The sequence below is a fragment of the Streptomyces acidicola genome, assembly GCF_009377235.1.
In the GTDB taxonomy this organism is placed as follows: Bacteria; Actinomycetota; Actinomycetes; order Streptomycetales; family Streptomycetaceae; genus Streptomyces; species Streptomyces acidicola.
Genome location: NZ_VMNX01000023.1, coordinates 24,744 through 47,052 on the forward strand (window position 1 = coordinate 24,744; position 22,309 = coordinate 47,052).

The 22,309-nt window shown below is 69.8% G+C and carries 19 protein-coding genes; 13 read left to right on the forward strand and 6 right to left on the reverse strand.

Going from position 1 to position 22,309, the window contains the following annotated elements:
• Positions 1-18 precede the first annotated feature (18 nt).
• The 4 genes from FPZ41_RS09645 to FPZ41_RS09655 all read right to left on the reverse strand — a co-directional run bounded on the left by FPZ41_RS09645 (position 19) and on the right by FPZ41_RS09655 (position 5,594).
• Positions 19-3,246 (reverse strand): alpha-L-rhamnosidase, encoded by a 3,228-nt coding sequence (locus tag FPZ41_RS09645; RefSeq protein ID WP_322620022.1) that lies wholly within the window; start codon positions 3,244-3,246, stop codon positions 19-21.
• 460 nt (positions 3,247-3,706) lie between these two features.
• Complete coding sequence (locus FPZ41_RS46970; protein ID WP_194236041.1) at positions 3,707-3,865, reverse strand: hypothetical protein; 159 nt, start codon at positions 3,863-3,865, stop codon at positions 3,707-3,709.
• Positions 3,866-3,891: 26 nt separating this feature from the next.
• Positions 3,892-4,959 carry a D-2-hydroxyacid dehydrogenase gene (locus tag FPZ41_RS09650; RefSeq protein ID WP_152861031.1) on the reverse strand — a complete coding sequence of 356 codons (1,068 nt, stop codon included), beginning with the start codon at positions 4,957-4,959 and terminating at the stop codon, positions 3,892-3,894.
• On the reverse strand, positions 4,956-5,594 hold the full coding sequence (locus FPZ41_RS09655; RefSeq protein WP_152861033.1) for an RraA family protein: 639 nt from the start codon (positions 5,592-5,594) through the stop codon (positions 4,956-4,958). The genes FPZ41_RS09650 and FPZ41_RS09655 overlap by 4 nt, the downstream gene beginning before the upstream one ends.
• A gap of 811 nt (positions 5,595-6,405) precedes the next feature.
• On the opposite strand from FPZ41_RS09655, the gene FPZ41_RS09660 reads away from it, so the two are divergent.
• The 12 genes from FPZ41_RS09660 to FPZ41_RS09720 all read left to right on the forward strand — a co-directional run bounded on the left by FPZ41_RS09660 (position 6,406) and on the right by FPZ41_RS09720 (position 18,556).
• On the forward strand, positions 6,406-7,782 hold the full coding sequence (locus FPZ41_RS09660; RefSeq protein ID WP_152861036.1) for an MFS transporter: 1,377 nt from the start codon (positions 6,406-6,408) through the stop codon (positions 7,780-7,782).
• Positions 7,783-7,808: 26 nt separating this feature from the next.
• Positions 7,809-8,054: a LamB/YcsF family protein gene (locus FPZ41_RS49825; protein WP_152861038.1), complete on the forward strand. Its 246-nt coding sequence runs from the start codon at positions 7,809-7,811 to the stop codon at positions 8,052-8,054.
• Positions 8,055-8,082: 28 nt separating this feature from the next.
• Positions 8,083-8,898, forward strand: a complete 816-nt coding sequence (locus FPZ41_RS09670) for a LamB/YcsF family protein (RefSeq protein WP_152861040.1) — start codon at positions 8,083-8,085, stop codon at positions 8,896-8,898.
• A gap of 23 nt (positions 8,899-8,921) precedes the next feature.
• Complete coding sequence (locus FPZ41_RS09675) at positions 8,922-9,659, forward strand: 5-oxoprolinase subunit B family protein (protein ID WP_152861042.1); 738 nt, start codon at positions 8,922-8,924, stop codon at positions 9,657-9,659.
• A complete protein-coding gene (locus FPZ41_RS09680; RefSeq protein ID WP_152861044.1) occupies positions 9,656-10,660 on the forward strand; it encodes a 5-oxoprolinase subunit C family protein in 1,005 nt (334 codons plus the stop codon). The genes FPZ41_RS09675 and FPZ41_RS09680 overlap by 4 nt, the downstream gene beginning before the upstream one ends.
• Positions 10,661-10,718: 58 nt before the next feature.
• Positions 10,719-11,516, forward strand: coding sequence for an SDR family oxidoreductase (locus tag FPZ41_RS09685; protein ID WP_152861046.1), 798 nt, complete (start codon positions 10,719-10,721; stop codon positions 11,514-11,516).
• Between the two features lie 28 nt (positions 11,517-11,544).
• Positions 11,545-12,714: a pyridoxal phosphate-dependent aminotransferase gene (locus tag FPZ41_RS09690; RefSeq protein WP_152861048.1), complete on the forward strand. Its 1,170-nt coding sequence runs from the start codon at positions 11,545-11,547 to the stop codon at positions 12,712-12,714.
• 32 nt (positions 12,715-12,746) lie between these two features.
• The gene (locus FPZ41_RS09695; RefSeq protein WP_152861050.1) at positions 12,747-13,334 is read left to right on the forward strand and encodes a TetR/AcrR family transcriptional regulator; all 588 of its coding nucleotides are present in this window, start codon (positions 12,747-12,749) and stop codon (positions 13,332-13,334) included.
• Positions 13,335-13,547: 213 nt separating this feature from the next.
• On the forward strand, positions 13,548-14,894 hold the full coding sequence (gene gdhA / locus FPZ41_RS09700) for an NADP-specific glutamate dehydrogenase (protein WP_152861052.1): 1,347 nt from the start codon (positions 13,548-13,550) through the stop codon (positions 14,892-14,894).
• A gap of 669 nt (positions 14,895-15,563) precedes the next feature.
• Entirely contained in the window at positions 15,564-16,271 is a 708-nt protein-coding gene (locus FPZ41_RS09710; RefSeq protein WP_152861056.1) for an SDR family NAD(P)-dependent oxidoreductase, read from the forward strand.
• Positions 16,272-16,607: 336 nt separating this feature from the next.
• A complete protein-coding gene (locus FPZ41_RS09715; RefSeq protein ID WP_152861058.1) occupies positions 16,608-17,495 on the forward strand; it encodes a dioxygenase family protein in 888 nt (295 codons plus the stop codon).
• A 293-nt stretch (positions 17,496-17,788) separates the two neighbouring features.
• Positions 17,789-18,556, forward strand: a complete 768-nt coding sequence (locus tag FPZ41_RS09720; protein WP_152861060.1) for an SDR family NAD(P)-dependent oxidoreductase — start codon at positions 17,789-17,791, stop codon at positions 18,554-18,556.
• Between the two features lie 1,085 nt (positions 18,557-19,641).
• Here FPZ41_RS09720 and FPZ41_RS09730 read toward each other — a convergent pair.
• On the reverse strand, positions 19,642-20,319 hold the full coding sequence (locus FPZ41_RS09730; protein ID WP_322620023.1) for an SDR family NAD(P)-dependent oxidoreductase: 678 nt from the start codon (positions 20,317-20,319) through the stop codon (positions 19,642-19,644).
• A 144-nt stretch (positions 20,320-20,463) separates the two neighbouring features.
• Between FPZ41_RS09730 and FPZ41_RS09735 the strand changes: the two genes are divergently transcribed.
• Entirely contained in the window at positions 20,464-21,162 is a 699-nt protein-coding gene (locus FPZ41_RS09735) for a TetR/AcrR family transcriptional regulator (protein ID WP_152861062.1), read from the forward strand.
• 197 nt (positions 21,163-21,359) lie between these two features.
• On the opposite strand, the gene FPZ41_RS09740 is transcribed toward FPZ41_RS09735, so the two are convergent.
• The gene (locus FPZ41_RS09740; RefSeq protein WP_322620024.1) at positions 21,360-22,037 is read right to left on the reverse strand and encodes an SDR family NAD(P)-dependent oxidoreductase; all 678 of its coding nucleotides are present in this window, start codon (positions 22,035-22,037) and stop codon (positions 21,360-21,362) included.
• Positions 22,038-22,309: the final 272 nt, after the last annotated feature.

The following is a 22,309-nucleotide window of genomic DNA, read 5'->3' on the forward strand; positions in this document are numbered from 1 at the left end:
TGCTCGTACGTTCCGCGGTCACACGGTGAAGCGGTGGCTTCCCGAGTCGACCTCGAACACCGCGCAGCCGTCCTCCGCGCGCACGAACGTCCCCCGTGTGTGCTTGACGCGCTCGGGGTCGTCCGTGGGAATCCACACCTCGGCGCTGGTGTTGGGCGGCACGACGCAGGACAGCACGAAGCCTCCGGAGCGGTGCTGCCACCGGGTGGACACCGGACCGTAGAGGGAGGCGAACGTGGCGTTGGCGGAGGTGACATCGCCGCCCGGGCGGGGGTGGATGACGATCCGTCGGTAGCCCGCCCGGCCCGGGGCGAGACCGGCGATGTTGGTGTACATCCACTCGCCCACCGAACCGTAGGCGTAGTGGTTGAAGGAGTTCATCGCCGGGCTCTGGAAGCCGCCGTCCGGCTGTATCGAGTCCCAGCGCTCCCACATGGTGGTCGCCCCCCGGTCGATCTGGTAGCCCCAGCTGGGGAAGGTGCGCTGGTGCAGCAGCCGGTAGGCGACATCGGTGTGACCGGTGTCGGTGAGGACGGGCAGCAGCCTCGGGGTGCCGAGGAAGCCGGTCGACAGGTGCCAGTCCTTCGCCTCGATGAGGGCGACGAGGCGGTCGGCTGCCGCCTTGCGCAGCTCGTCCGGCAGGAGATCCATGGACAGCGCGAGGACATAGGCCGTCTGCGTGTCGCCCTTCACCCTGCCGTCGGACGCGACGTAAGCCGTCCGGAACGCCGTGCGTATGCGGGCCAGGAGGTCGGCGTAGGGCGCGGATTCCTCGCCCAACTCTGTTGCGATGCGTACGGCGAGCTCGGCGCTGTGCGCGAAGTAGGCGGTCGCGATCACGTCCTTGGGTGTCTCGTCCGACACGTTGAGCCAGTCGCCGTAGCCGGCGGCCGGCCGCAGCAGCCCGTCGCTGTACTTCTCGAGATACCTCAGCCAGGCCTGGACGGACGGCCAGGCGTCGTTGAGCACCTGTCGGTCGCCGTACGCCTGGTACAGGGCCCAGGGGACCGTGACACCCGCGTCCCCCCAGCCCGCCGCGCCGCTGCCGAGGGGGCCGACGGTGGGCGCCACGTCGGTGAACGCGCCGTCCGGGGTCTGCGCGTCGCGGAGATCGACCAGCCACTTGCCGAGGAAGCGGGCCGACTCCATCGTGTACACGGCGGTGGGCGCGAAGACGTTGATGTCGCCCGTCCAGCCGAGCCGTTCGTCGCGGGCCGGGGTGTCCGTCGGGACGGAGAGGAAGTTGCCGCGCTGCCCCCGGACGATGTTGGCGTGCAACTGGTTGAGCATCGGTACGTCGGTCTCGAACTCGAACGTGAACGGCGCGGAGGTGTGCATGACCCGCCCGGTCACGGACCCCGCCGACGGCTTCCCCGGGAACCCCGTCACTTCGACGTAGCGGAACCCGTGGAACGTGAAACGCGGCTCGTAGATCTCCTCGCCGCGCCCCTTGAGGATGTACGTGTCCGTCGCGGCGGCCGACCGGAGGTTCGCGGTGTAGACCGTTCCGTCGGGATTGAGGACCTCCGCGTGCCGCAACCGCACCGTGGTTCCGGCGTCGCCCGATACGCGCAGCCGTACCGACCCGACCATGTTCTGGCCCAGGTCGACGACGAAGACGCCCGGCTCCGGCTCGGTGACCTCCTGGGCGCGGAGCTCCTGCGCGATACGCACGGGACCGTCGACCTGCGCGACGATCTTCTCCGGGACATCGTTGTCAGCACCGCGCACCGCGAGCCAGGACCGGTCGTCGAAACCGGGCGAGGTCCACCCGGCCGTCTCCTTCCGCGCGTCATAGGTCTCGCCCGACAACAGGTCGGCGGAGACGATCGGCCCCGCCGTGGCCCGCCACTGGGGCCCCGAGCTGATGCGTTCACTCGTCCCGTCGGCGTACTCGACCTCCAACTGGACCAGGAGCGCCGGACGTTCGCCGTAGTGGCGCGGACCGAAACTGGCGATGTTGCCCGCGTACCAGCCGGGGGCCAGGAAGACGCCGAGCGCGTTGACGCCCGGGCGGACGGAGCCGGTGACGTCGTAGGTCTGGTACTGCACACGCTTGCGGTAGTCGGTCCAGCCCGGGGCGAGTCGATCGCGTCCCACGCGCCGGCCGTTGAGGTGCGCCTCGTACACGCCGAGCGCCGTGGCGTAGAGACGGGCGCGGCTCACCTTCTTGCCCGGCAGCCGGAACTCGTGGCGCAGCTGGTGTGCGGCGAACGAGACCGGTACGACCCGGCCCCATGGCCCCGCTCCCCATACGGCGGCCACCTTCGCCGCCTGCCAGGCGCTGTCGTCGAAGTCCGGTGCGCGCCAGTTCCCGGCCGGTTCCTGGTTCGTGGCCTTCCAGGAGGCGTCGGTGTAGATCATCTGCTCGCCGGAGGACGTGGTCAGGGCCAGCACGCAGATCAGTCCGGCGGGCCCGGCCGTGGCGTTGGCCGCGGAGACCGCCAGGGTGTTCCGGCCGGGACGTACCTGGTCGAGAACGTCGATGACGGCCGGGCGACGCCAGCCCTCGTTGTCCGTGTCCAGGTCGGTGTGTGCCAGCTCGGTGCCGTTGAGGGAGACGGCGTAGACGTTGTCCGCGCTGATGACCAGCGTGGCCGCCCTGATGTCGTCGGGAAGGCCGACGCTGCGGCGGAACCACCGGGTGGCCGCCGGAGCGCTGCTCGCCGGGTCGCCCTCCGGGTACCAGATCCACGAGCTGCCCTCCAGGGACGGGACGTCCGTGAGGGCCGCCGGAGCGGAGATCCACTCCGCCGACCACTGCGACTCGTCCATCAGGCCGGTCTCCCACCACGACGGCGCACTCCACTCCGAGACACCGCCGTCGGCGTCCCACACCCGCACCGACCAGAAGTAGCGCGTACGGGGCTCGAGTCGGGGACCGTCGTACGGGACGAGGACGGACTCACCCGAGACGACCTTGCCGCTGTCCCACACGTCCGGGTGGGACAGACCGGCGGCGCTGGAGGCGACACGCACCTGGTAGGCGCTCTGCCGCTGCCCCGGTCTGGCCGATGCCATCGGCCAGCTCAGCCGCGGACGGGCCGCGTCGAGCCCCAGCGGTCGCTGCACGTACTCGACGGTCGGAGAGACAACCCGTAAAGCACTCTCTCCGGCAGGTCCTGCGGCAGGCCCTGCGGACTGTCCTGCGGGAGGCGTGGGCGCGGCCACGGCCGGCCCGGTTCCGGCGGCCACGGCGCCCACCGTGGCTGCGGCGCCCGCGAGGATGTTCCTTCTACTGATCACGGCGGCCCCTGAGGTAGGTAGAAGTTGAATCGATTCATCGCGGGTGAACGTAGGGGCGCATGAGGCGCGCGTCAATGACACGCGCAGGTTCTTCTCAGCCATGGTCGACAGCCGCCTTCCCCGGCCGGCCTGGGCGGCGCGGACAGCTCGCGGTGCGGGGAAGCGGCGGTCGTACGGGCCGGCATGACGCCGACCGAAGCAGGTCAATAACGCGGCCCGGCGGCGGGCCACCACCACTGGTCCCGAAGGCGAATCCGGTGGCGGCCGGCGCGTTCGGCAGCGTGAGGGTGACCGCCGTGAAGTTGCCCAGGTGCAGATCAGCGGTGCGGTGCAGTCGGCGTCGGCCCCTGCCGCTCAACGACCAGCACGAGCCCCCTGACGGGCTTGCGGACGGGCTTCCGGACGGGCTTCCGGCCAGGCAGGAAGCCCGTCCCGTCGACCGAACCGGCGCGCCCTCGCGTTACCAGTTCTCGGGTTCGGCCGAGCTGTACGAGTTCGCGATGCGTGCCGGGTCGTGGAAGACGGAGAGCTCCCAAGGGGTCGGACAGGCGGGCCCGATGCCGCGGCTCGATCCGGCGATCAGGGCCACCCGGCCGGTGTGATCGAAAGCGGAAGTCAACTGCACCTGCGTGGTGGTCTTCCTGATCAATAGAACTCGACGGTGTTCACACGGTTGAGGAGGTCGTGCCCGTCGAGGAGCCGCGTGGCGTTCGCTGCGAAGAGTTCGGCGATACGGCGGTCCTCGCCCGGATCCAGCGCGGCCGTGTGCGGGCTCACCAGGACCCGGTCGTGATCCCACAGAGGGCTGTGGGCCGGCAGCGGTTCGGTCTCGAAGACGTCCAGTACGGCCAGACCGACACGCCCTGCGTCGAGGGCGTCCACCAGGGCGGACTCGTCGACAACCGTTCCGCGGCCCACGTTGACGAGAGTGGCGCCGGGCCGTAGGGCGTCGAAGAAGCGCTTGCCGAGCAGGTGCTCGGTGGTGGCCGTGCCGGGGAGCGTGTTCACGACGGCGTCGAGGAGGGGGGCCGCCACGACGATGCGGTCGGGGTGGATCACGGCGGAGACCCCGGGCACGGTGACGTCCCGTCTGCTCGTGCCGATCACCTTCGCGCCCAGCGCGTGCAGCGCCGCGGCGACGACCCGGCCGATTCCTCCGAGGCCCAGCACGAGGACGGTCTGCTGGTTCACCTGCCCCATCGGCCAGCGGCCGCTCCATTCGCGGTCGCGCTGCTGCCGGGTGAGACGGGGCAGGTCCTTGGCTCCCGCGAGCACGCCGAAGACGGCGAACTCGGCGAGCGGACGTCCATGCACGCCGGCCGAGGTGGTGAACACGACCCGGTCGAGTTCCTCGTCACTCAGTCCGGCGGCCTTGACCTGGCCTCCTCCGCCCGCGGCCATCGTGTGCACCCAGCGCAGCCGCGGGTTGGCCCGCACCGCCCGGGTCAGGGCCTTCGGGTCCACGTCGGGAATGCCGTACAGGGCGTCGGCCGAGTCGAGCGCCTCCTCGTAGGCGCGCTGCTGCGCGGGGGTACGCCGCCAGGCCGGATCCCCCGCGAAGTCGGCGGGCCAGCGCATGGGCGGGAGCAGAGAGGGGTCCACGACGAGGTCGATGCGCGGTTCCGACTCCTGGAGGCGGGCGCGGTTCTCGTCGGAGAGCGGGGCGGCCACGGCGACACGGAGGCGGCCGGACTCGCGGATACGGTCGTTCATCGGGCCGCCGCGTTGCGCAGCGCCTCGGCCTCGGCGTCCAGCGCGGCCTCGCGGGCGACGATCTCCTCGACCGAGGTGAGCGCCTCCTGGGCCCGGTGGGGCGGGATGACGATAACGCCGTCGCCGTCGGCGGCGACGATGTCACCTGGGTTCACCACGACACCGCCGATGGCCACCGGTTCGCCGATGGCGCCCGGCCCGTTCTTGAAGGGGCCCGCTGGGGTGAGCCCGCGGGCGAAGACCGGAACGCCGAGTTCTGCGATGATCGCGGCGTCGCGTACGTACCCGTCGACGACCGCGCCGACGGCCCCGTACGCGGCGAAGCGCTGGGCGAGGTTGTCGCCGATGACGGCGCGTCCGTCGTAGCCGAAGGCGTTGATGACGACGATGTCACCGGGGCGGATGTGCTCCAGTGCGGCGATCACCGCCTTGTTGTCGCCCGCCACGGTCATGATCGGAAGCGCGGTGCCGACGGCCTTGGCCCCGTGCCAGATGGGCGCGATGCCGCCGTCGACGATGTTCAGGCGGTCCAGCGCATCACCGAGATTGGCCACGGAGTGGCGGCGGAACCGGTCGAGCACCTGCCCGTCGGCGCGTTCCCACGCGCCGGTCACGCGCACGTTGTCCTGGGTCATCGCAGGCTCCTTCGATTGCTGCGGTTGGGGGGAGCGGGGGCACGGCGGACATCGCCGGCGCCGCGCACACCGCCGACGTCCGCGGGTGGCCGGGTTTCCCCCGCACCCTCGGCCTTCTCAAGCTGGGCCAGCGGGGCATGGGTTGACCGCCTCCCGACCAGAAAATGCGAAACGTTTCGCGTTTCGCGAGAGTCAGTGTGCATCCATCCGCGGCGCAAAACAAGAGGCGTTGGGCAAGACCGCGGCAGGATGGGGGGGTGACGGGGGTGACGGGGGGCGACCCGCCGGATAGGCGCTCACGAAGAGAGGGCGACCGCATCGACCTGGGCATCGGGGGTTTCACCCAGGACTGAAAGCGACCGCCCGAGACGCCCGCAGGCCATGGAATCCCACGCCATCCGCGCTGCACAAGGGCGGAGCCGAAGGCCGAATCGCGATGGAAGCGCAAGGTTAACGTGAGGGCAACACACATCCTTGACCGCCCCAGAATGCGAATCTATTCTCATTCGCGATTCAAGCCTCGCCTCGGCTCCGCAATGGTTCCGCGGCTTCTACCGCGCCGCCCACCCCCGGCCGGACACAGCGAGCCGAGCTGGCGGTGAGCCCGGCCGGGCCACCACAAGCCCTCGACGGACGGGGTCCTGAACAGCACCCATGTCGCCCCCTCCCTCGTGTTCCGCCACCACCCCTTCCGGAACACGCGACGAACAGAGTGCGGCTCGGAACAAGAACAGCCGTTGGCAGCAGCCACGTTGAGCACACGTTTCTCAGGACACCGTTCCGGAGTCCGCGACACCGAAAGCGAACGCGTATGACAACGTCAGACCGGCTCGGCACCACACCAGATCGCCATGACGCGGAGTCGGAGCGCCCCGACGCCCCAGCGGCCGGCGTGGTCACCGCCGACGAGAAGGTCGTCCGCAAGGCCACGGTCGCGGGCGCGATCGGGTCCTTCGTCGAGTGGTACGACTACGGCATCTACGGCCTGCTCGTCACCTATCTCGCGATCAACATCATGGGCGACGCCGACTCCGGCGGCCTGTTCCTCACCAACGTCGGCTTCCTGGTCAGCTTCGTCGCCCGCCCGTTCGGCAGCGTCATCTGCGGGTACCTCGGGGACAAGATCGGGCGCAAGTCGCTTCTGGCCACGCTGCTCGTCCTCATCTCCGTCGCCACCGCGGCCATCGGCCTGATCCCCTCCTCCTCGGTCATCGGCGTCGCCGCACCCGGCCTCCTTCTCCTTCTGCGGATCCTGCAGGGCTTCTCCGCGGGCGGCGAGGTGGCCGGCGCCATGTCCTTCGTCGGCGAGTACGCCCCGGACGCGCGCCGCAACTACATGATGAGCTTCATCGCCGTCGGCTCGTTCATCGCCCTGATGTTCGGCAGCGCCTTCTCCGCCGTCCTCATCACGGTGCTCGGCGACGACACGATGACCTCGTGGGCCTGGCGCCTGCCGTTCCTCCTGGCCGTCCCGCTCGGATACGTCGGCTTCTACATCCGCCGGCGGCTGGAGGAGACCCCCCACTTCGAGGCCCTGCGCGAGCAGAACACCGTGGCGCGCAATCCCCTGCGGGAGGCCTTGACCTCTCCTCGCCACCTGAAGGCGATCGCCCTCACGATCTTCCTTCCCGCGCTCAACGGCCCCGGCTACTACCTGCTCTTCGTCTACATGCCGACCTACCTGAAGACCTCGCTCGGAGAGCACAACTTCTCGATGCTGAGGGCGCTCACCGTCACGGCGTTCAGTCTGGTCGCGATCGCCGTCTGCATCCCGCTCATGGCCCGCCTCTCGGACCGTATCGGCCGCAAACCGGTGCTCGCCGGCTCCGCCGTCGCGATGGCGGCGGTCTCCTACCCGATGTTCCGGCTCATCACCACGGGCGAGTTCGGGCTGGCCTGTATCGGCACCATCGTGCTGGCCATCGCCTTCTCGGGTCACGCAGCGGTCGTCCACACCGTGCTCGCCGAGATGTTCCCGACAACCGTGCGGTACTCCGCCTACAGCATCGGCTTCAGCATCTCGACGGTCATCTTCGGCGGCAGCGCCCCGCTCCTGATGACCGAGCTCATCAAGTCGACCGGCTCCAACCTGATTCCGGCGTACGCCTCGATCCTCACCGCCCTGATCACGCTGGTCACCGTCGCCTTCCTGCGCGAGACCAAGGGCCGTCCTCTCGCCGCCAGGTGAACCACTCCTTCACGCCGGGAGCCGTCATGGGCGCACGTCCCGAAGCAGTCACCGATCCCGGCCCGAGAACCGACGAACGCTTCGGCGGCACGGCCCCGCTCGTTCTCGTCACCTCCTCGAACATCGCCCACGGCTACCACGTAGGTGACCCGCGCATCATGGACCGCACCGTCGCCGCCCACGCGGAGCGCGGCATCGAACAAGGAGCCCACCCCGTAACCCTGGTCACCGCGGCTTTCCTGCACGGGATCGAAAGCCTCGCTGTCCGTTGAGTCATCCTCCCCACTCCAGGAGCACATCATGGGAATCAACTCCGTAGCTGTCGTCGCCGATCTCGGTGAGAGCTTCGGCAACTACACGATCGGCGACGACGCGGCCCTGCTCGGCCTCGTCACCTCCTCGAACATCGCCTGCGGCTTCCACGCAGGTGACCCACGCATCATGGACCGCACCGTCGCCGACTGCGTGGAGCGCGGCATCGAACTCGGGGCCCACCCCGGCTACCCCGACCTGGTCGGCTTCGGCCGTCGCCTGATCGAGGCGACCGAGGAGGAGATCCGCACCGACGTCCTCTACCAGCTCGGCGCCCTCGACGCCTTCGCGCGGGTGCACGGCGGCACCATCAGCCATGTCGCGCCGCACGGCCGGATGGGCTCGATCGCGCAGACCGACGCCAAGCACGCCCGGGCCATCACCGACGCGATCGCCGCCTACAACACTGACTACATCGTGATCTGTCAGCGCGGTCTGCTCGCCGAGGAGTCCCGCAAGCGCGGCCTTGAGGTCGGCTACGTCTTCCTGGCCGACCGCGGCTACGGCGACGACGGGATGCCGGTCCCCCGCTCGCACGAGGGCGGCCTGATCCACGACCCCGAGCTGATCGGCCGGCGCTGCGTCCAGGTCGTGCAGGAGGGAACCGTGCGCTCGGTGAACGGCAACGTGGTGCCGCTCGGCCACGACGCCGACATCCTTCTCCTGCACGGCGACCACCCGTCCGTCCTCGCGAACGGCACCGCACTGCGGGCCGAGCTCGACAAGGCGGACATCCGCGTCGCCGGACTGCGCGACGTCCTGGCGGAGAAGGCTCGGAAGACGGAGGCCGCGCTCGCCCGCTGAGGGACCGGACGCGGGATCAGCAGATGACCACAGCACAGTACGGCGTCATCACCGTCGAGCCTTTCGGGGACTCGGCGGTGATGGTGACCATCCCCCACACCGACCAGGCGATCCGCAGAGCCGGCATCGTCGCCTTCCGCGACCGGTTCCTGGCTCACCGCCCGCACGGCGTGCTCGACGTCGTCTCCGGTCTCGAATCCCTGCTCATCGAGTTCGACCCGTTGCAGACCGCGCTCCCGCACGTGGAGTACGCGGCCCGCCTGGTGGCGCAGTGGGCACCGTCACCCCAGGACGACGGAGCCGGCGCACGGGCGGTGCGGACGTTCGCCATCCCCGTCGTCTTCGACGACGAGCACGGTCCCGACCTGGCGTCCGTGGCCGGGGAACTGGGGATGGCGTCCTCCGAGGTCGTCGAGGCCATCGCCGGGTCCACCTTCACGATCTGCCTTCTCGGTGCGGCGATGGCGCCGATGATGGACGGTCTCAAGGTGCCCCGGCCGGTGCGCCGGCGCGCCGAGCCCCGGACGGACGTCGTCCCCGGGTCGATCATGATCGCCGGGACCAACGCGATCATCCAGCCGTTTCCCGGCCCGACCGGATGGCGGGTGGTCGGACGCACCCCGCACACCATCGTCGACATCTCCCGCCCCGACCCCGTCTCGTTCGCCGCCGGCGACATCGTGCGCTTCGTCCCCGTCGCCCCGGACGAGGCCGGAGCGGTGGACGGCCGTTTCCTGCTGCCGGTGGAGGAACCTGCATGACGACCGTGGCACTCGACATCACGAGCACCGGATGGGTCACCACGTTCCAGGACCTCGGGCGGCGCGACACGGAACAGCGCGGTGTGCCCACCGGCGGGGCGGCCGACCAGCACTCGGCGGCCGTCGCGAACCTCCTCGTGGGCAACCCCCGGGGCGCGACGCTGATCGAGAACCTCGGCGGCGAACTGGCCCTGGTGCCCGACGCCGATGTCCTGCTGGCCGTGACCGGTGCCCCCGCCGAGGTCACCGTCGGCGGTGGGCCCGTCGACGGCTGGACGCCTCTGGTGGTGCCGGCGGGCGAGGAGATCCGGGTCCGCGCGGACATGAGCCGCGGGACGCGCACCTACCTGGCCGTGAACGGCATGCTCACCGCGCCGACCCTGTTGGGGAGCGCGGCCCCGGACGCCAGAATGGGTTTCGGGCAGCTCCTCGCGCCGGGTGCGCGTGTCCTGGTGGAGACGGAGTTCCGGGGGTTCGGCCGCCGTGTCTTCGAACCGCCGCTGTTCCGGCTGGCCGTGCCCGTGCCGCGCTTCGAAGAGGACCCCTGGGTGGTCGACGTGGTCGCGAGCCACAGCATCCACACGATTCCCGGCATCCGCGAGCTGATCGAGGACTCGGTGTACGTCGTCACCCCGCGGTCCAACCATGTGGGACTGCGGCTCGCGGGGCCGGTCATGCACCCGGACAGCGACGCCGAGATCGTGTCGCACGGGGTGCCCATCGGGGCCCTGCAGATCCCGCACGCGGACGAACTGATCGTGCTCGGTCGCTACCGGAGCCTGACTGCGGGCTATCCGATCGTCGGCGTCGCCTCACGGGCCGCCCTCCCCCTGCTCGGACAGGCCGGTCCAGGACGGGAACTGCGGTTCCGCTGGACCGGGCGCGAGACCTCGCTCCGGCGGTTCGCGCGGCGCGAGGCGCAGGTGCACGCCCTGGGACACGCGGCGGCCGAGGCGTTCGGAGCCCTCGGCTTCACAGCGCCCTTGTCGCACGCAATCTGAGAATATATTCTCAGTTGCAATTGAATTCTCGAATCTGTCCAGAAAGGACGGTCCTCCAATGAGCACGTCGCCCGGCAGAACCGCGCTGATCACGGGAGCGGGCAGCGGGATGGGACTCGAGATCGCGCGTCTGCTCGCCCTGGACGGTTTCTCCGTCGTCCTGGTCGGCCGCAGGCAGGAGGCGCTCGACAAGGCCGCGGCGACGATCCGCGCCGAGGGCGGCACCGCCCTCGCCCTCGCGGCCGACATCACCCGCGTCGACGACATGGCCCGTGTCCTCGACCGGGTCCGCACCGGACTCGGCCCCGTCGACGTGCTGGTCAACAACGCGGGCAGCTCGTCGTCGGTGCTCAACCCCCAGTGGCTCCCGCACGACGAGTGGCGCCAGGTCCTGGAGGTGAACCTCACGGCGGTCTTCCAGCTCACCCAGGCCGTGCTGCCCGACATGCTCGGCCGCGGCACGGGCACGATCGTCACCGTCTCCTCGCTCGCCGCCGTCAACCCCAACCTGCTCGGCGGCGCCGCCTACGGCGCGGCCAAGGCCGGGGTCCGGAACTTCATGACGTTCCTGCACAACACCTTCCGCAACCAGGGGCTGCGCGCGATCACCGTGCTGCCCGGCGAGGCGGACACCCCCATCCTCGACAACCGCGCCCGCCCGCCGGCCCCGGAGGAGCGCGCCGGAATGGTGCAGCCCGAGGACGTGGCCGAAGCGGTCCGGCTCGCTGTGACGCTCCCCCAGCGGGTCGTCCTCCAGGAGATCGTCGTCGCTCCCACCCGACAGCGCGACACCTCCACCGACCTTGAGGTCAGCCGCTGGGCGGGCGCACCCGCCGGCACCGCACCGCAGGCCTGACCACCCCCACTGACAGGAGAAGCAGCGCATGCCGCCCACCATCACCTCGCAGCCGGCCCGGTTCGCCACCGCCGAGGCGGTCGCCCGGATCGCGGCCGCCTCGCGCCGGACGCAGCAGCCGCAGTCCCGGGGCGACCTCGTCTCCCTGGCCATGGGTGAGCCCGACTTCGACACTCCCGAACCGGTCACCGAGGCGGCCTTCGCCTCGCTGCGCGCCGGACGCACCCACTACTCGCCCCTGCTCGGCGAACCGCCCCTGCGCGAGGCACTCGCCGAGAAGCTCAACCTCACCGCGAGGACAGCGGTCTCCGCTGCCGACATCCTGATCACCCAGGGCGGAACCGCCGGCCTGTCCGCCTCGATCCTCGGCATCGTCAACCCCGGCGACAAGGTGGTCGTCCCCGACCCCACCTACTCCCTGTACGCCGACCTGGTGGCCATGGCGGGAGGCGTCGTGGTGCCCGTTCCCCTCGCCCCGGACCTGCACTGGGACCTCGACCGCCTTGCCGACGCCCTCACGGACGCAAGGCTCTTCGTCTTCTGCAACCCCGTGAACCCGACCGGCATCGTCCACAGCCGTGAGGAACTGGGGGCGCTCGCCGACCTGTTGGACGGCACCTCGACGATCGTGATCTCCGACGAGGCGTACTCCGACCTCGACTTCACCGGCCGCCCGTTCACCTCGGCGATCTCGGTCGAGGGCCTGCGCGACCGTACGATCTACTGCCAGACCTTCTCCAAGAGCTACGCGATGACCGGCTGGCGCGTCGGCTACCTCTGGGGACCTTCGGCGCTCATCCAGGCCGCGGCCCGCGTCCACAACACGTTCAACGGCTCGGTCAACACCTTCATCCAGGACGCCGCACTGGTGGCGGTGCAGAGCTGCGCCGACGACGTCACCCGGATGCGCGCCGCCTACGAGGAACGCGGCGAGCTCATGCGCAAGGAACTGGCCGCGATCCCCGGCCTCACCCTCAGCGCACCCGAGGGCGCCTTCTACCAGTTCCCGCGCTACGACATCGACTTGCCCTCCGTCGACGTCGTGGCGGCGCTGCGCGCGCAGGGCGTGGCGGTCCGGCCGGGAAGCGAATTCGGGTCGCGGGGCGAGGGACACCTGCGGCTGTCGTACGCTGCGAGCCCGCAGTCCATCATCGAGGGCGTCCGCCGGCTCGCCGACGGCCTGCTGACACTGCGATGAGCGCCGCCCCGTACACAGCGAGGAGTCGACCCATGCGCAGTGACACCGAGCGCAACCGCAGGCAGCTGATCAAGGCCGCCGCGCGACTGTTCGAGAACTCGCCCACACCGGTCAGCCTGGCCGAGATCGCCAGGCACGCCGAGGTGTCCACCGCGACGGCCTACCGCCACTTCTCCTCCGTCCAGGAGGTCCTGCACGCCTTCCGCGCCCAAGTCGGTTCCGAACTAAGGGACTTCAGCGAACAGCAGACCACGCGCGGTATGGCTCGACTCGACGCGGTGTCGCGGTACTGGGTGTCACTCGTCCTTGAACACGGCGGTGCGATGGCACAGATGCGCTCGCACCGCGGCTACCTGGAACGACTCCGCGAGGACACCGGCTATCTCAAGCCACAGGCCGAGGCACTGGCCGAACCGCTGCGGCAGGCAGCCGAGGATCTCGGCCTCGGGGATCTCGGGGACGAAGCCCTCTACCTGTGGAACGCGCTGTTCGACCCTCGGGACATCCTCGACCTCATCAAGAGCGGCCACACCGAGGACGACGCCGCCACACACCTCATCGCGGCACTGCGGGGCGCCCTGATCGGCTGGTCCACGGCGGACCGGCATCAAGCCGGATAAGCCGGACAGCGCCTCCGCGCCCGTTCCCGCCGCCGGTGCCGACGCACCGCGCTCTCCACGGCCGCCCGGCGGCTCGGTGACAACCGGGCTCGGGCGGGCCTCGCCCTACCTCACCTCATTCCCTCCGGCCGTTCCCGCTTCGCCGCCGGCGGAGACCGTACCGGCCGTCGGTACGTCCGGGCGGCCAGGTACCCGAACAGAAAGACAGCACACATGGACGTCAGCGCCCACATCGAGGCCGTCTACGCGGACATCTGCCGACGGGACCCCGGGGAGGTGGAGTTCCACCAGGCGGCACAGGAGGTCCTGCACGCGATGGTCCCCGTACTCCGGGCCCACCCGGAGTACGTCGAAGCCCGGATCCTGGAGCGGCTGTGTGAGCCCGAGCGGCAGATCCTGTTCCGTGTCCCGTGGGTGGACGACCGGGGAACGGTGCGGGTCAACCGCGGGTTCCGGGTGGAGTTCAACGGAGCCCTCGGCCCGTACAAGGGCGGTCTGCGGTTCCACCCCAGCGTCAACCTCGGCATCGTCAAGTTTCTCGGCTTCGAGCAGATCTTCAAGAACGCGCTGACCGGCATGGCGATCGGCGGTGGCAAGGGTGGAGCGGACTTCGACCCGAAGGGCCGCTCGGACGCCGAGGTCATGCGCTTCTGCCAGGCCTTCATGACGGAGCTGTACAGGCATCTCGGCGAGCACACCGACGTGCCCGCCGGGGACATCGGGGTGGGGGGCCGGGAGATCGGCTACCTTTTCGGCCAGTACAAGCGGATCACCAACCGTTACGAGTCCGGTGTCCTGACCGGCAAGCCGGTCGGCTGGGGCGGCTCGCACGCCCGTACCGAGGCCACCGGCTACGGTGCGGTGTACTTCGCCCAGGAGATGCTCGCCACGCGTGGCCTCGACCTCGGCGAACGGCGGGTCGTGGTCTCCGGATCGGGCAACGTCGCCGTCTACGCCGTCGAGAAGGTCCACGCCCTCGGCGGACGCGTGGTGGCCTGCTCCGACTCCTCCGGCTACCTGGTCGACGAGGACGGCATCGACCTCGGCCTGCTCAAGGACGTCAAGGAGGTGCGCCGCGAGCGGATCTCCGCCTACGCCGACGCGAAGCCGACCGCCCGGTTCTCCGCGCGGGGGTCGGTGTTCGACGTGCCGTGCGAGATCGCCCTGCCGTGCGCGACCCAGAACGAGTTGCGGCAGCAGGACGCGGTGGCGCTGGTGAAGAACGGTGTACTCGCCGTCGCCGAGGGCGCGAACATGCCCTGCACACCCGAGGCGGTCGAGGTGTTCCGGGATGCGCGGGTGCTCTTCGGCCCCGGCAAGGCGGCCAACGCCGGCGGCGTCGCGACCTCCGCCCTGGAGATGCAGCAGAACGCCTCCCGCGACAGCTGGACCTTCGAGCGGACGGAGGACCAACTCGCCGCGATCATGCGCCAGGTCCACGCCCAGTGCCGCACCACCGCCGAGGCCTACGGCGCTGACGCCGACGACTACGTGCTCGGCGCCAACGCGGCGGGCTTCCTGCGCGTCGCCGAGGCGATGACGGCCCAGGGCGTCGTCTGAGGGGCATGGGGGGGGCGCGCTCGCTCAATATCGGGGGCGGCTCCGCCACCCAGCGTCCCGGTTGCCAGCCGGTGCCGTCGATCGAGGAGCACGCCCGTCCGATCTGTGCGCCCATCCTCTCGGCGGTCGAAGAGATGGGCATCGCAACGCCCGCACTGATCTGTGAACCGGGGAGGTGTCGACGATGTTGATCCGGCCGGACAGCACCCGGTCGATCGCCATCGACGTCGAGCCCTCGCGGCTCGGCGGTCGGTGCTGCCCTCCGTCCATTGCCCGACGAGCCCGTTGAACGCCGGCAGCAGGGCCTTCTTCATGTTCTTGGTGTCCGGGCGTGCGGCGGTGTAGCGGAGGGAGCCGATGACGTCTCGGTACCTTCCGCGTCCGGGACCACCCCCGGCAATCTCCCCTTCGTACGCGGCGGTCGCGGAACCCACCGATACCGGCCGCCAAGCCCGCGGCCGCGCTCCGGAAGGATCTGCCCGGACTGGTCCGCACGGAGCAGGCCAAGCGCGTCGCGACGCGCGTGCGCCGGCCGGCCGAGCAATCGGATTGCCCTATCCGGTTTCCGTGCTACGGTGGTCGCAGTGAATCGGAAAGGCTTATCCGGATCAAGACTGGATAGACCTATCCAAATTTCCCTCCCTCACCAGGTTTCGCGAAGGGATCGTTATGCCCGCCATCGCCATCGTCGGAGCCGGCCCCCAGATGGGCCTGGCCATCGCCCGTACCTTCGGTACTCAGGGCTTCGATGTCGCCCTGATCTCCCGTAACCCCGAGAAGCTCGAAGCAAGCGTCGGCAAGCTCGCCGCCGAGGGCATCACCGCCGCCGCGTTCCCTGCGAACGTGCTCGACCGCGCCGGCCTCACGCACGCGCTCAAGGAGGCAGCCACGAGGTTCGGCGGTATCGACGTCCTGGAGTACTCCCCGGTGGGGACCTTCGGCATCACCGCACTGACCTCCCCGTCCGGGACCCAACCGTCCGATGTCGAATTCGAGATGAACTTCCAGCTGTACGGAGCCATAGCCGCCACGAACGCGGTACTGCCGGCCATGCGTGAGGCCGGCTCGGGCACCCTCCTCTACACCACTGGCGCCGGTTCGATCTGGCCCGACCCGCGGGTCGCCAACGTCAACGCCGCCGCCGCGGCACTGCGCAACTGGGTGATGAACCTGCACAAGGAGCTGGCCGACGCCAACACCGGTATCCAGGCCGCCCACGTCGGCATCGACGCATCCATCGGCGTCTCCGTCATCCCCGGTGTCGACCCGGTCCAGCCCGAGCAGCTCACCCCCATGTACTGGGACCTGCACACCACCAGGCGCGACGAGGCCGAACTCGTCTTCCGCGTCGGGGACCAGGGCGTCCCCCGCGGCTGACACCGCACCAACGCCCTCGTCGAACCATGATGGCGGCGCAGCCTGCCGCGCCGCGGCGCGATCACCGGACGCGCCCGCACGTCTTCCGCGTCGACTTCGACGCCGTCGGCGTCGGCGTCGGCGTCGGCGTCGGCGTCGGCGTCGGCGTCCCATACGGAGCGAAGTGGCCGGTAACCCCAGGAGATTGCCGACACGACCCTGACCGAGCAAACGCCGGCAGGGCCGACGGCAACCCAGCAGACCGGCGTCCCGGCTTCACGCACGTTCCCGACCCCCCGACTTCCGTGGCCCGCTGACGCCCGATCAGCCGGGCTCGCCTTCGAGGAGCAGACCGCAATGACCACGACCACCGATCCGTCCTACGTCGACCCGGCGCTGATCAACCCCCGCGCCGTACGTCTCGTCGCGGCCTTCAAGGACGCCCTGGCCCGTATGCGCGACGAGGAGGGACTGACCTTCGACGACCTCAACGCGGCCGCCACCCTGATCCAGAAGATCCACACAGCCACCGGCGTCCCGCTGGCGCTGGCCGCCATGCCCCTGTACAGCGAGGTCTTCCAGGGCGGCCGCGACGGCTACACCCCGTCCGAGGACGTCAACAGCCCCACCTACAGGGCCGGTTCCCGTCGTATCGACAACCCCGGCACCCTTCCGATGCGGCCGGACGAGCCCGGTACTCCGCTGATCGTCTCCGGCAGGGTCCTGGACGGACACGGCCAGCCGCTCTCGGGCGCCAGGCTGGAGATCTACCACGCGGCCAACAACGGCAACTACTCCGGGATGTTCGACGACGGAGTGCCCGAGGACAACCTGCGTGGGCATCTGTTCACCGACGACCACGGCCGCTACACGTTCACCACCATCACCCCGGTCGCCTACGCCGACTCCCACACGATGGAGATCGACGGCGTCCCCGAGGCCGTGGCAGCTCTCGGACGCAGCCTTTACCGCCCGGCCCACATCCACTACGAGATCCACCACCCCGACCTGATCACCTCCTGGCGCGGCGAGATCTACTTCAAGGGAGACCCCGTCATCCCCGTCGACTTCGTCGGCGGAACGCTGGCCCCTCCCGCACTGCAAGCCGACACCGTCCTGCACGAGGACACCGACGCCGTCACCCCACACGGCCTCCAGGTCCCCTTCAGGACCATGGAGTTCGACTTCCTCCTCAAGACCCGCACCAGCCCCGACACCATCACCCCGAAGGCCAGGCCGGCATGAACCCCGAGGACACGACGGCCTGAGCGCCGGCCCCGCTCAACACCGCCCTGTACCACCACCTAGGACCGTCTTGAGTACGAAGCGGTGCTCGAGTTCTTCGCTCCCGGCGCCGCGTACGAGCTGCGAGGACAGAGGCTGCGCGGCCACGCCTAGATCCTCGGGTACGGCGGCCCCACACCCACCGAACCTCCCCGACTGACGTTCACGCGCCAGACCGCCCCATGGCAGGCGCTTCCCGCCGTCGTGGGTGCCACGGTTCAACCACGCAAACCACGCCTTGAAGGGTCACCGTCATGGACAAACTCAGCGGCAGGACCGCTCTCGTCACCGGCTCCAGCCGGGGCATCGGCCGGGCCACGGCCGTCGGCCTGGCCCGCGAGGGCGCCCTGGTCGCCGTGCACTACGCGCACAACAAGCAGGGCGCCCAGGAGACAGTCGAGCTCATCGAGAAGGACGGCGGCCGGGCCTTCACGGTCGGCGCCGAACTCGGCGTGCCCGGCGACATCGACCAGTTGTTCCGCGGTCTGGAGGCCGGCCTGAAGCAGCACACCGGGAAGACCACCCTTGACATCCTGGTGAACAACGCCGGCGAGACCCTGCCCGGCGGGGCCGCCCCCGAGGCGGTCTCGGCCGAGCAGTTCGACAAGCTGTTCGCGGTCAACGCCAAGGCGCCCTTCTTCATCGCCCAGCGTGCCCTCGGGCTGATCCCCGACGGAGGACGCGTCATCAACATCTCCTCCGGCCTGACCCGGGTCGCCAACCCCTCGCAGATGGTCTACGCGATGACAAAGGGCGCCGTCGAACAACTCTCACGGCACTTCGCCCGCCACCTCGCCCCCCGGGGGATCACCGTCAACACGGTGGCTCCCGGCATCACGGACAACGGGAACGCGATCTTCAAGATTCCCGAGGTCCGGGAGCAGATGTCCCAGCTGTCGGCGTTCAAACGCATCGGCGAGCCGGAAGACGTAGCCGACGCCGTGGTCTTCCTCGCGACCGACGAAGCACGCTGGATCACCGGCGCGTTCCTCGACGCCACCGGCGGCAGCCTCCTCGGCTAGGCGACGCATGGTTCAACTCCACTGCTGTCGTCGAGCGTTCCCATGCAGCCTGCAACCGCCCCCGGCTGTTGCGGGCTGCCGGCCATCTGGTGGCCGAACACGGCGCCGAGCACGTCACCATGGAGGCCACGCGAAGGAGACCGGAGTGGGAGAGGGCACCCTTTTCCGCCGGTTCGGCGACCGAGGCGGACCTCTCCTCGCTCTCCTCTCCGAGGCCGACTTCCAGGAAGCGTGCACGTCCGGGCCGCCTCCCCTCGGTCCCGGGGCTCCGATGGGAGAACGGCTCACGGCATTCGGCTGTGCACTCATCGAGCGCACGGCGACCGACACAGATCTGCGTACCGCGTTGGCACGCCAATGGTCCGGCGAACGTGGATACATCTCCAGGACTGCGGCTGCCTATCACCGCCATGTGTCAGCGCTCATGTGTGAAGCGGGAGTAGACGGCGACCCTGAAATGCTCGCCCACCCCTGCTCACCTTCCTGAACATCAATGCAGTGGACCATCTGCGCCACGAGGGCCACGTTCCCGTTACCCGCCTCCAGGTCACCTGGGCAGATCTGGTGCGACATGCCAACTCCGCCCCGTGGACGGCGGCCTGACCGGCTCGGGTGCCGACGGCGCGGTGATGCTCGGCGACCGCGCGGAACCAGTAGTGCCAGGTGACCTGCTCGGGGTTCTCGCGGACGGCGAGCAGCAGGCCCGGTTTCTCCGTGAGCACTCTCGGGGGTGCGGCGCCCGGCGTCGTGCATAGTTCCCGCGGCCGGGTCGGTCTGCAGGTCGGGCAGGGAGTGAAGGTCGAGTTCCACCGTCAACTGCGGTGCTCGGTAGGGCAGATGGACTGGAAGGAGCAGACAGGGGACGGGTTCAGAAGGCGCGGGGGCCTGCAACGGCCCGACAGGGCCATCGCGTGAGCACGGTCGCGGTGTCCAGTTGTCCGCCCTGACAGAGGCAGCACTGCTCGCGGGGCTAGGGGGCTTCTGATGGATCTCCGTGGAATCGGAGCGGAAACCGGTTCCTTGATCGCACCGCGGCGCAGCACACCACGGCGCGATCAAGGGCCGACATGGGAGCCGAGGCGGCCTCAGCCCTTGACGACGATTTCGCCCTGGTCGCGCTTGGCGGTGTGCAGCTCCCAGTAGACGGGGGCGACGTCCTCGGCCGTGGCCGACTTGAGCGTGGGGTCGATGGAGACTCCGCCGAGCGCCACGTCGATGGCCACGTGGGCGGCCTGGACGCCGGTGCCGTCCAGTTCCTTGTGCAGGTTGACCACCCAGTTCCGCAGCGCCGCGGCGGCCGCGTTGACGTTCCCGACCACCGGCAGCGGGTCGAGGGAGCCGGCGCCGGTGGTGTAGAGCAGGGTGCCCGCACCGGCCTCGCGCATCGCGGGCAGTACGGCCTTGGTGGCGGCCATGGCCCCGTAGAGCTGGAACTCGATCTGGTCCTGGATGTGGGAGGGGTCGCTCTCGGCCGGAGTGGCCAGCGCGGTCGATTCGATGGCGAGCGGGGAGTACTCCAGGACGTCGATCCCGCCGAACCGGTCTGCGGCGTCCTTGAGGGCCTGAGTGAGGGCGTCGTGGTCGAGCACGCTCGCAGGGAACGCGGCGGCGGTGATGCCCTCGGCGGCGAGCTGGGCGACGAGCCCGTCGAGCTTCTCGCGGCTGCGGGAGATCAGGGCGACGTCGAAGCCCTGCTTGCCGAAGGTACGGGCGATGGCCTGGCCCATCTGGGGGCCGGCTCCGACAATGGCGATGCTGGTCACAGCGATCCTTTCGAAATCTCAGTGGCACGTGGATGAATTCGGATAGGACTATCCAATTCAAGAGCCGGATAGGCCTATCCGGTTCACCGCGACCAGAGTACCATTGAAACTGGATAGGGCAATCCGATTGGTAGGGTGACCGGCATGACGCCCGGCTCACAGCATCCCGACGGCCCCGCCCCCCAGCCGCTGCGCAGCGACGCGGAGCGCAACCGGGAGCGGATCATCGCCGCCGCACGCAAGGTCTTCGCGCGCGATGGGCTGGGCGCCTCCATGGCGTCCGTGGCCCGCGAGGCCGGGGTCGGAATCGCCACGATGTTCCGTCGCTTCCCCACCAAGGAGGAACTGGTCGCCGCCGTCTTCGCCGACCGCATGGACGCCTACGCCGACGCGGTCGCCGTCGCCCTCGACGACCCCGACCCCTGGCACGGCTTCATCGGCTACCTCGAGGCCGCCTGCGCGATGCAGGCCGCCGACTACGGCTTCGCCGACGTACTCACCACGTCCTTCCCCACCGCCAAGGCCATGGAGGAGCGCCGCAACGAGGCGTACACGGGCATGGTGCGACTCATCGACCGCGCCAAGGCCGCAGGCCGACTACGCGAGGACTTCGACCCCTCGGACCTGGTCCTGATCCACATGGCCAACGCCGGCGTCGTCAACGCCACCGGTGACGCCGCCCCCGACGCCTGGCGCCGCGTCGTCGCCCTGTTCATCCAGTCCTTCGAGGCCCCCGCCCGCGGCCCCCTCCCCGCCTCGCCCGAGCACGACGCCCTTCACAGGGCCATGCTCCGCACCAGCCCGGCCAGCCTCACCACACCGGAACCGGACACGACCAGCTGACACCCAGGTCGGTGACACCGCGCCCGGACGAGCAGTGGTACGACTCCACGACTCCACATCCAGAACGCGGCCTTGCCAACACTGCCCGCCCGGCGAGCCCGGGTCGCCGCAGTTCCACGGTCCAGCAGAGACTGGGAAGCCCAACGAGAAGCCCAACGAGCCACGGTGACAGCGGCGCATACTCGCGGGGACAGTCGTCAGCCCCTGAAGATGCGTTCGGCCTTGTCGCGATCGGTGGTGTGCAGCTCCCAGTAGAGGGGGGAGAGCTGATCGGCTGTGGCCTTCGGCTGTCCGTAGAACGTAGAGGTGCCGATCGTCACATCGAGGGCGACGTGAGCCGCCTGGACACCCGTCCCGGCCAGCTCCTTGTGCAGGTTGACCGCCCAGTTGCGCAGGGCCGCCGCAGCGGTGCTGACGTTGGCGGCCTTCGGCACGGGGCCGGTCGAACGGGCATCCGTGGTGTAGAGCAGGGTGCCCGCGCCGGTTTCCCGCATCGCGGGCAGCACCGACCTGGTGGCGGTGCTGGCCCCATAGAACTGGAAGTCCAGCTCATGCTGCACGTGAGACGGGTCGGTCTCGGCCGGAGTGGTCACGACGGTTGAGCCGGGACTCTCGGCCGGGGAGTACTCCAGGACATCGATCCCGCCGAAATGCGTGGCGGCGCTCTCGAGCGCCTGGGTGAGTGTGCCGTGGTCGAGCACGTCCGCCGGGAACGCGGCGGCGGTGACGCCCTCCGCGGTGAGTCGGCCGACGAGACCGTAGAGCTTCGTACGATTACGTGAGATCAGGGCGACGTCGAAGCCCTGGGAGCCGAAGGTACGGGCGATGGCCAGACCCAGCTGGGGGCCGGCTCCGACGATGGCGATGCTGGGCACAGCGATCCTTTCGCAAAACCTCACGGGAAGACGGCGTCGGGCGACGCGGCGAACGACCTCGCCGAGGGCGCCGACGCCGAACGCCTCGGCTGCGTTCCATGCAGCCGTACGCAGCCTGGACACCCACACCACCCGAGATCCGGATAGACCTTTCCGGTTCACCGTGACTACCGTACCATCAACCGGAAAGGGCAATCCGATTACCCGTCGGAGAGCATGGCCACGCTGGTAAGGAAGCACGCCGAGGACGGCCCGCTCACCCCCGAGGGCCA

Coding starts and splice junctions, on each gene's coding strand:
- FPZ41_RS09650 (WP_152861031.1), bottom strand. CDS start 4,959: ATGAACGACCGTATCCGCGAGTCCGGCCGCCTCCGTGTCGCCGTGGCC.
- FPZ41_RS09655 (WP_152861033.1), bottom strand. CDS start 5,594: ATGACCCAGGACAACGTGCGCGTGACCGGCGCGTGGGAACGCGCCGAC.
- FPZ41_RS09660 (WP_152861036.1), top strand. CDS start 6,406: ATGACAACGTCAGACCGGCTCGGCACCACACCAGATCGCCATGACGCG.
- FPZ41_RS49825 (WP_152861038.1), top strand. CDS start 7,809: ATGGGCGCACGTCCCGAAGCAGTCACCGATCCCGGCCCGAGAACCGAC.
- FPZ41_RS09670 (WP_152861040.1), top strand. CDS start 8,083: ATGGGAATCAACTCCGTAGCTGTCGTCGCCGATCTCGGTGAGAGCTTC.
- FPZ41_RS09675 (WP_152861042.1), top strand. CDS start 8,922: ATGACCACAGCACAGTACGGCGTCATCACCGTCGAGCCTTTCGGGGAC.
- FPZ41_RS09680 (WP_152861044.1), top strand. CDS start 9,656: ATGACGACCGTGGCACTCGACATCACGAGCACCGGATGGGTCACCACG.
- FPZ41_RS09685 (WP_152861046.1), top strand. CDS start 10,719: ATGAGCACGTCGCCCGGCAGAACCGCGCTGATCACGGGAGCGGGCAGC.
- FPZ41_RS09690 (WP_152861048.1), top strand. CDS start 11,545: ATGCCGCCCACCATCACCTCGCAGCCGGCCCGGTTCGCCACCGCCGAG.
- FPZ41_RS09695 (WP_152861050.1), top strand. CDS start 12,747: ATGCGCAGTGACACCGAGCGCAACCGCAGGCAGCTGATCAAGGCCGCC.
- gdhA (WP_152861052.1), top strand. CDS start 13,548: ATGGACGTCAGCGCCCACATCGAGGCCGTCTACGCGGACATCTGCCGA.
- FPZ41_RS09710 (WP_152861056.1), top strand. CDS start 15,564: ATGCCCGCCATCGCCATCGTCGGAGCCGGCCCCCAGATGGGCCTGGCC.
- FPZ41_RS09715 (WP_152861058.1), top strand. CDS start 16,608: ATGACCACGACCACCGATCCGTCCTACGTCGACCCGGCGCTGATCAAC.
- FPZ41_RS09720 (WP_152861060.1), top strand. CDS start 17,789: ATGGACAAACTCAGCGGCAGGACCGCTCTCGTCACCGGCTCCAGCCGG.
- FPZ41_RS09735 (WP_152861062.1), top strand. CDS start 20,464: ATGACGCCCGGCTCACAGCATCCCGACGGCCCCGCCCCCCAGCCGCTG.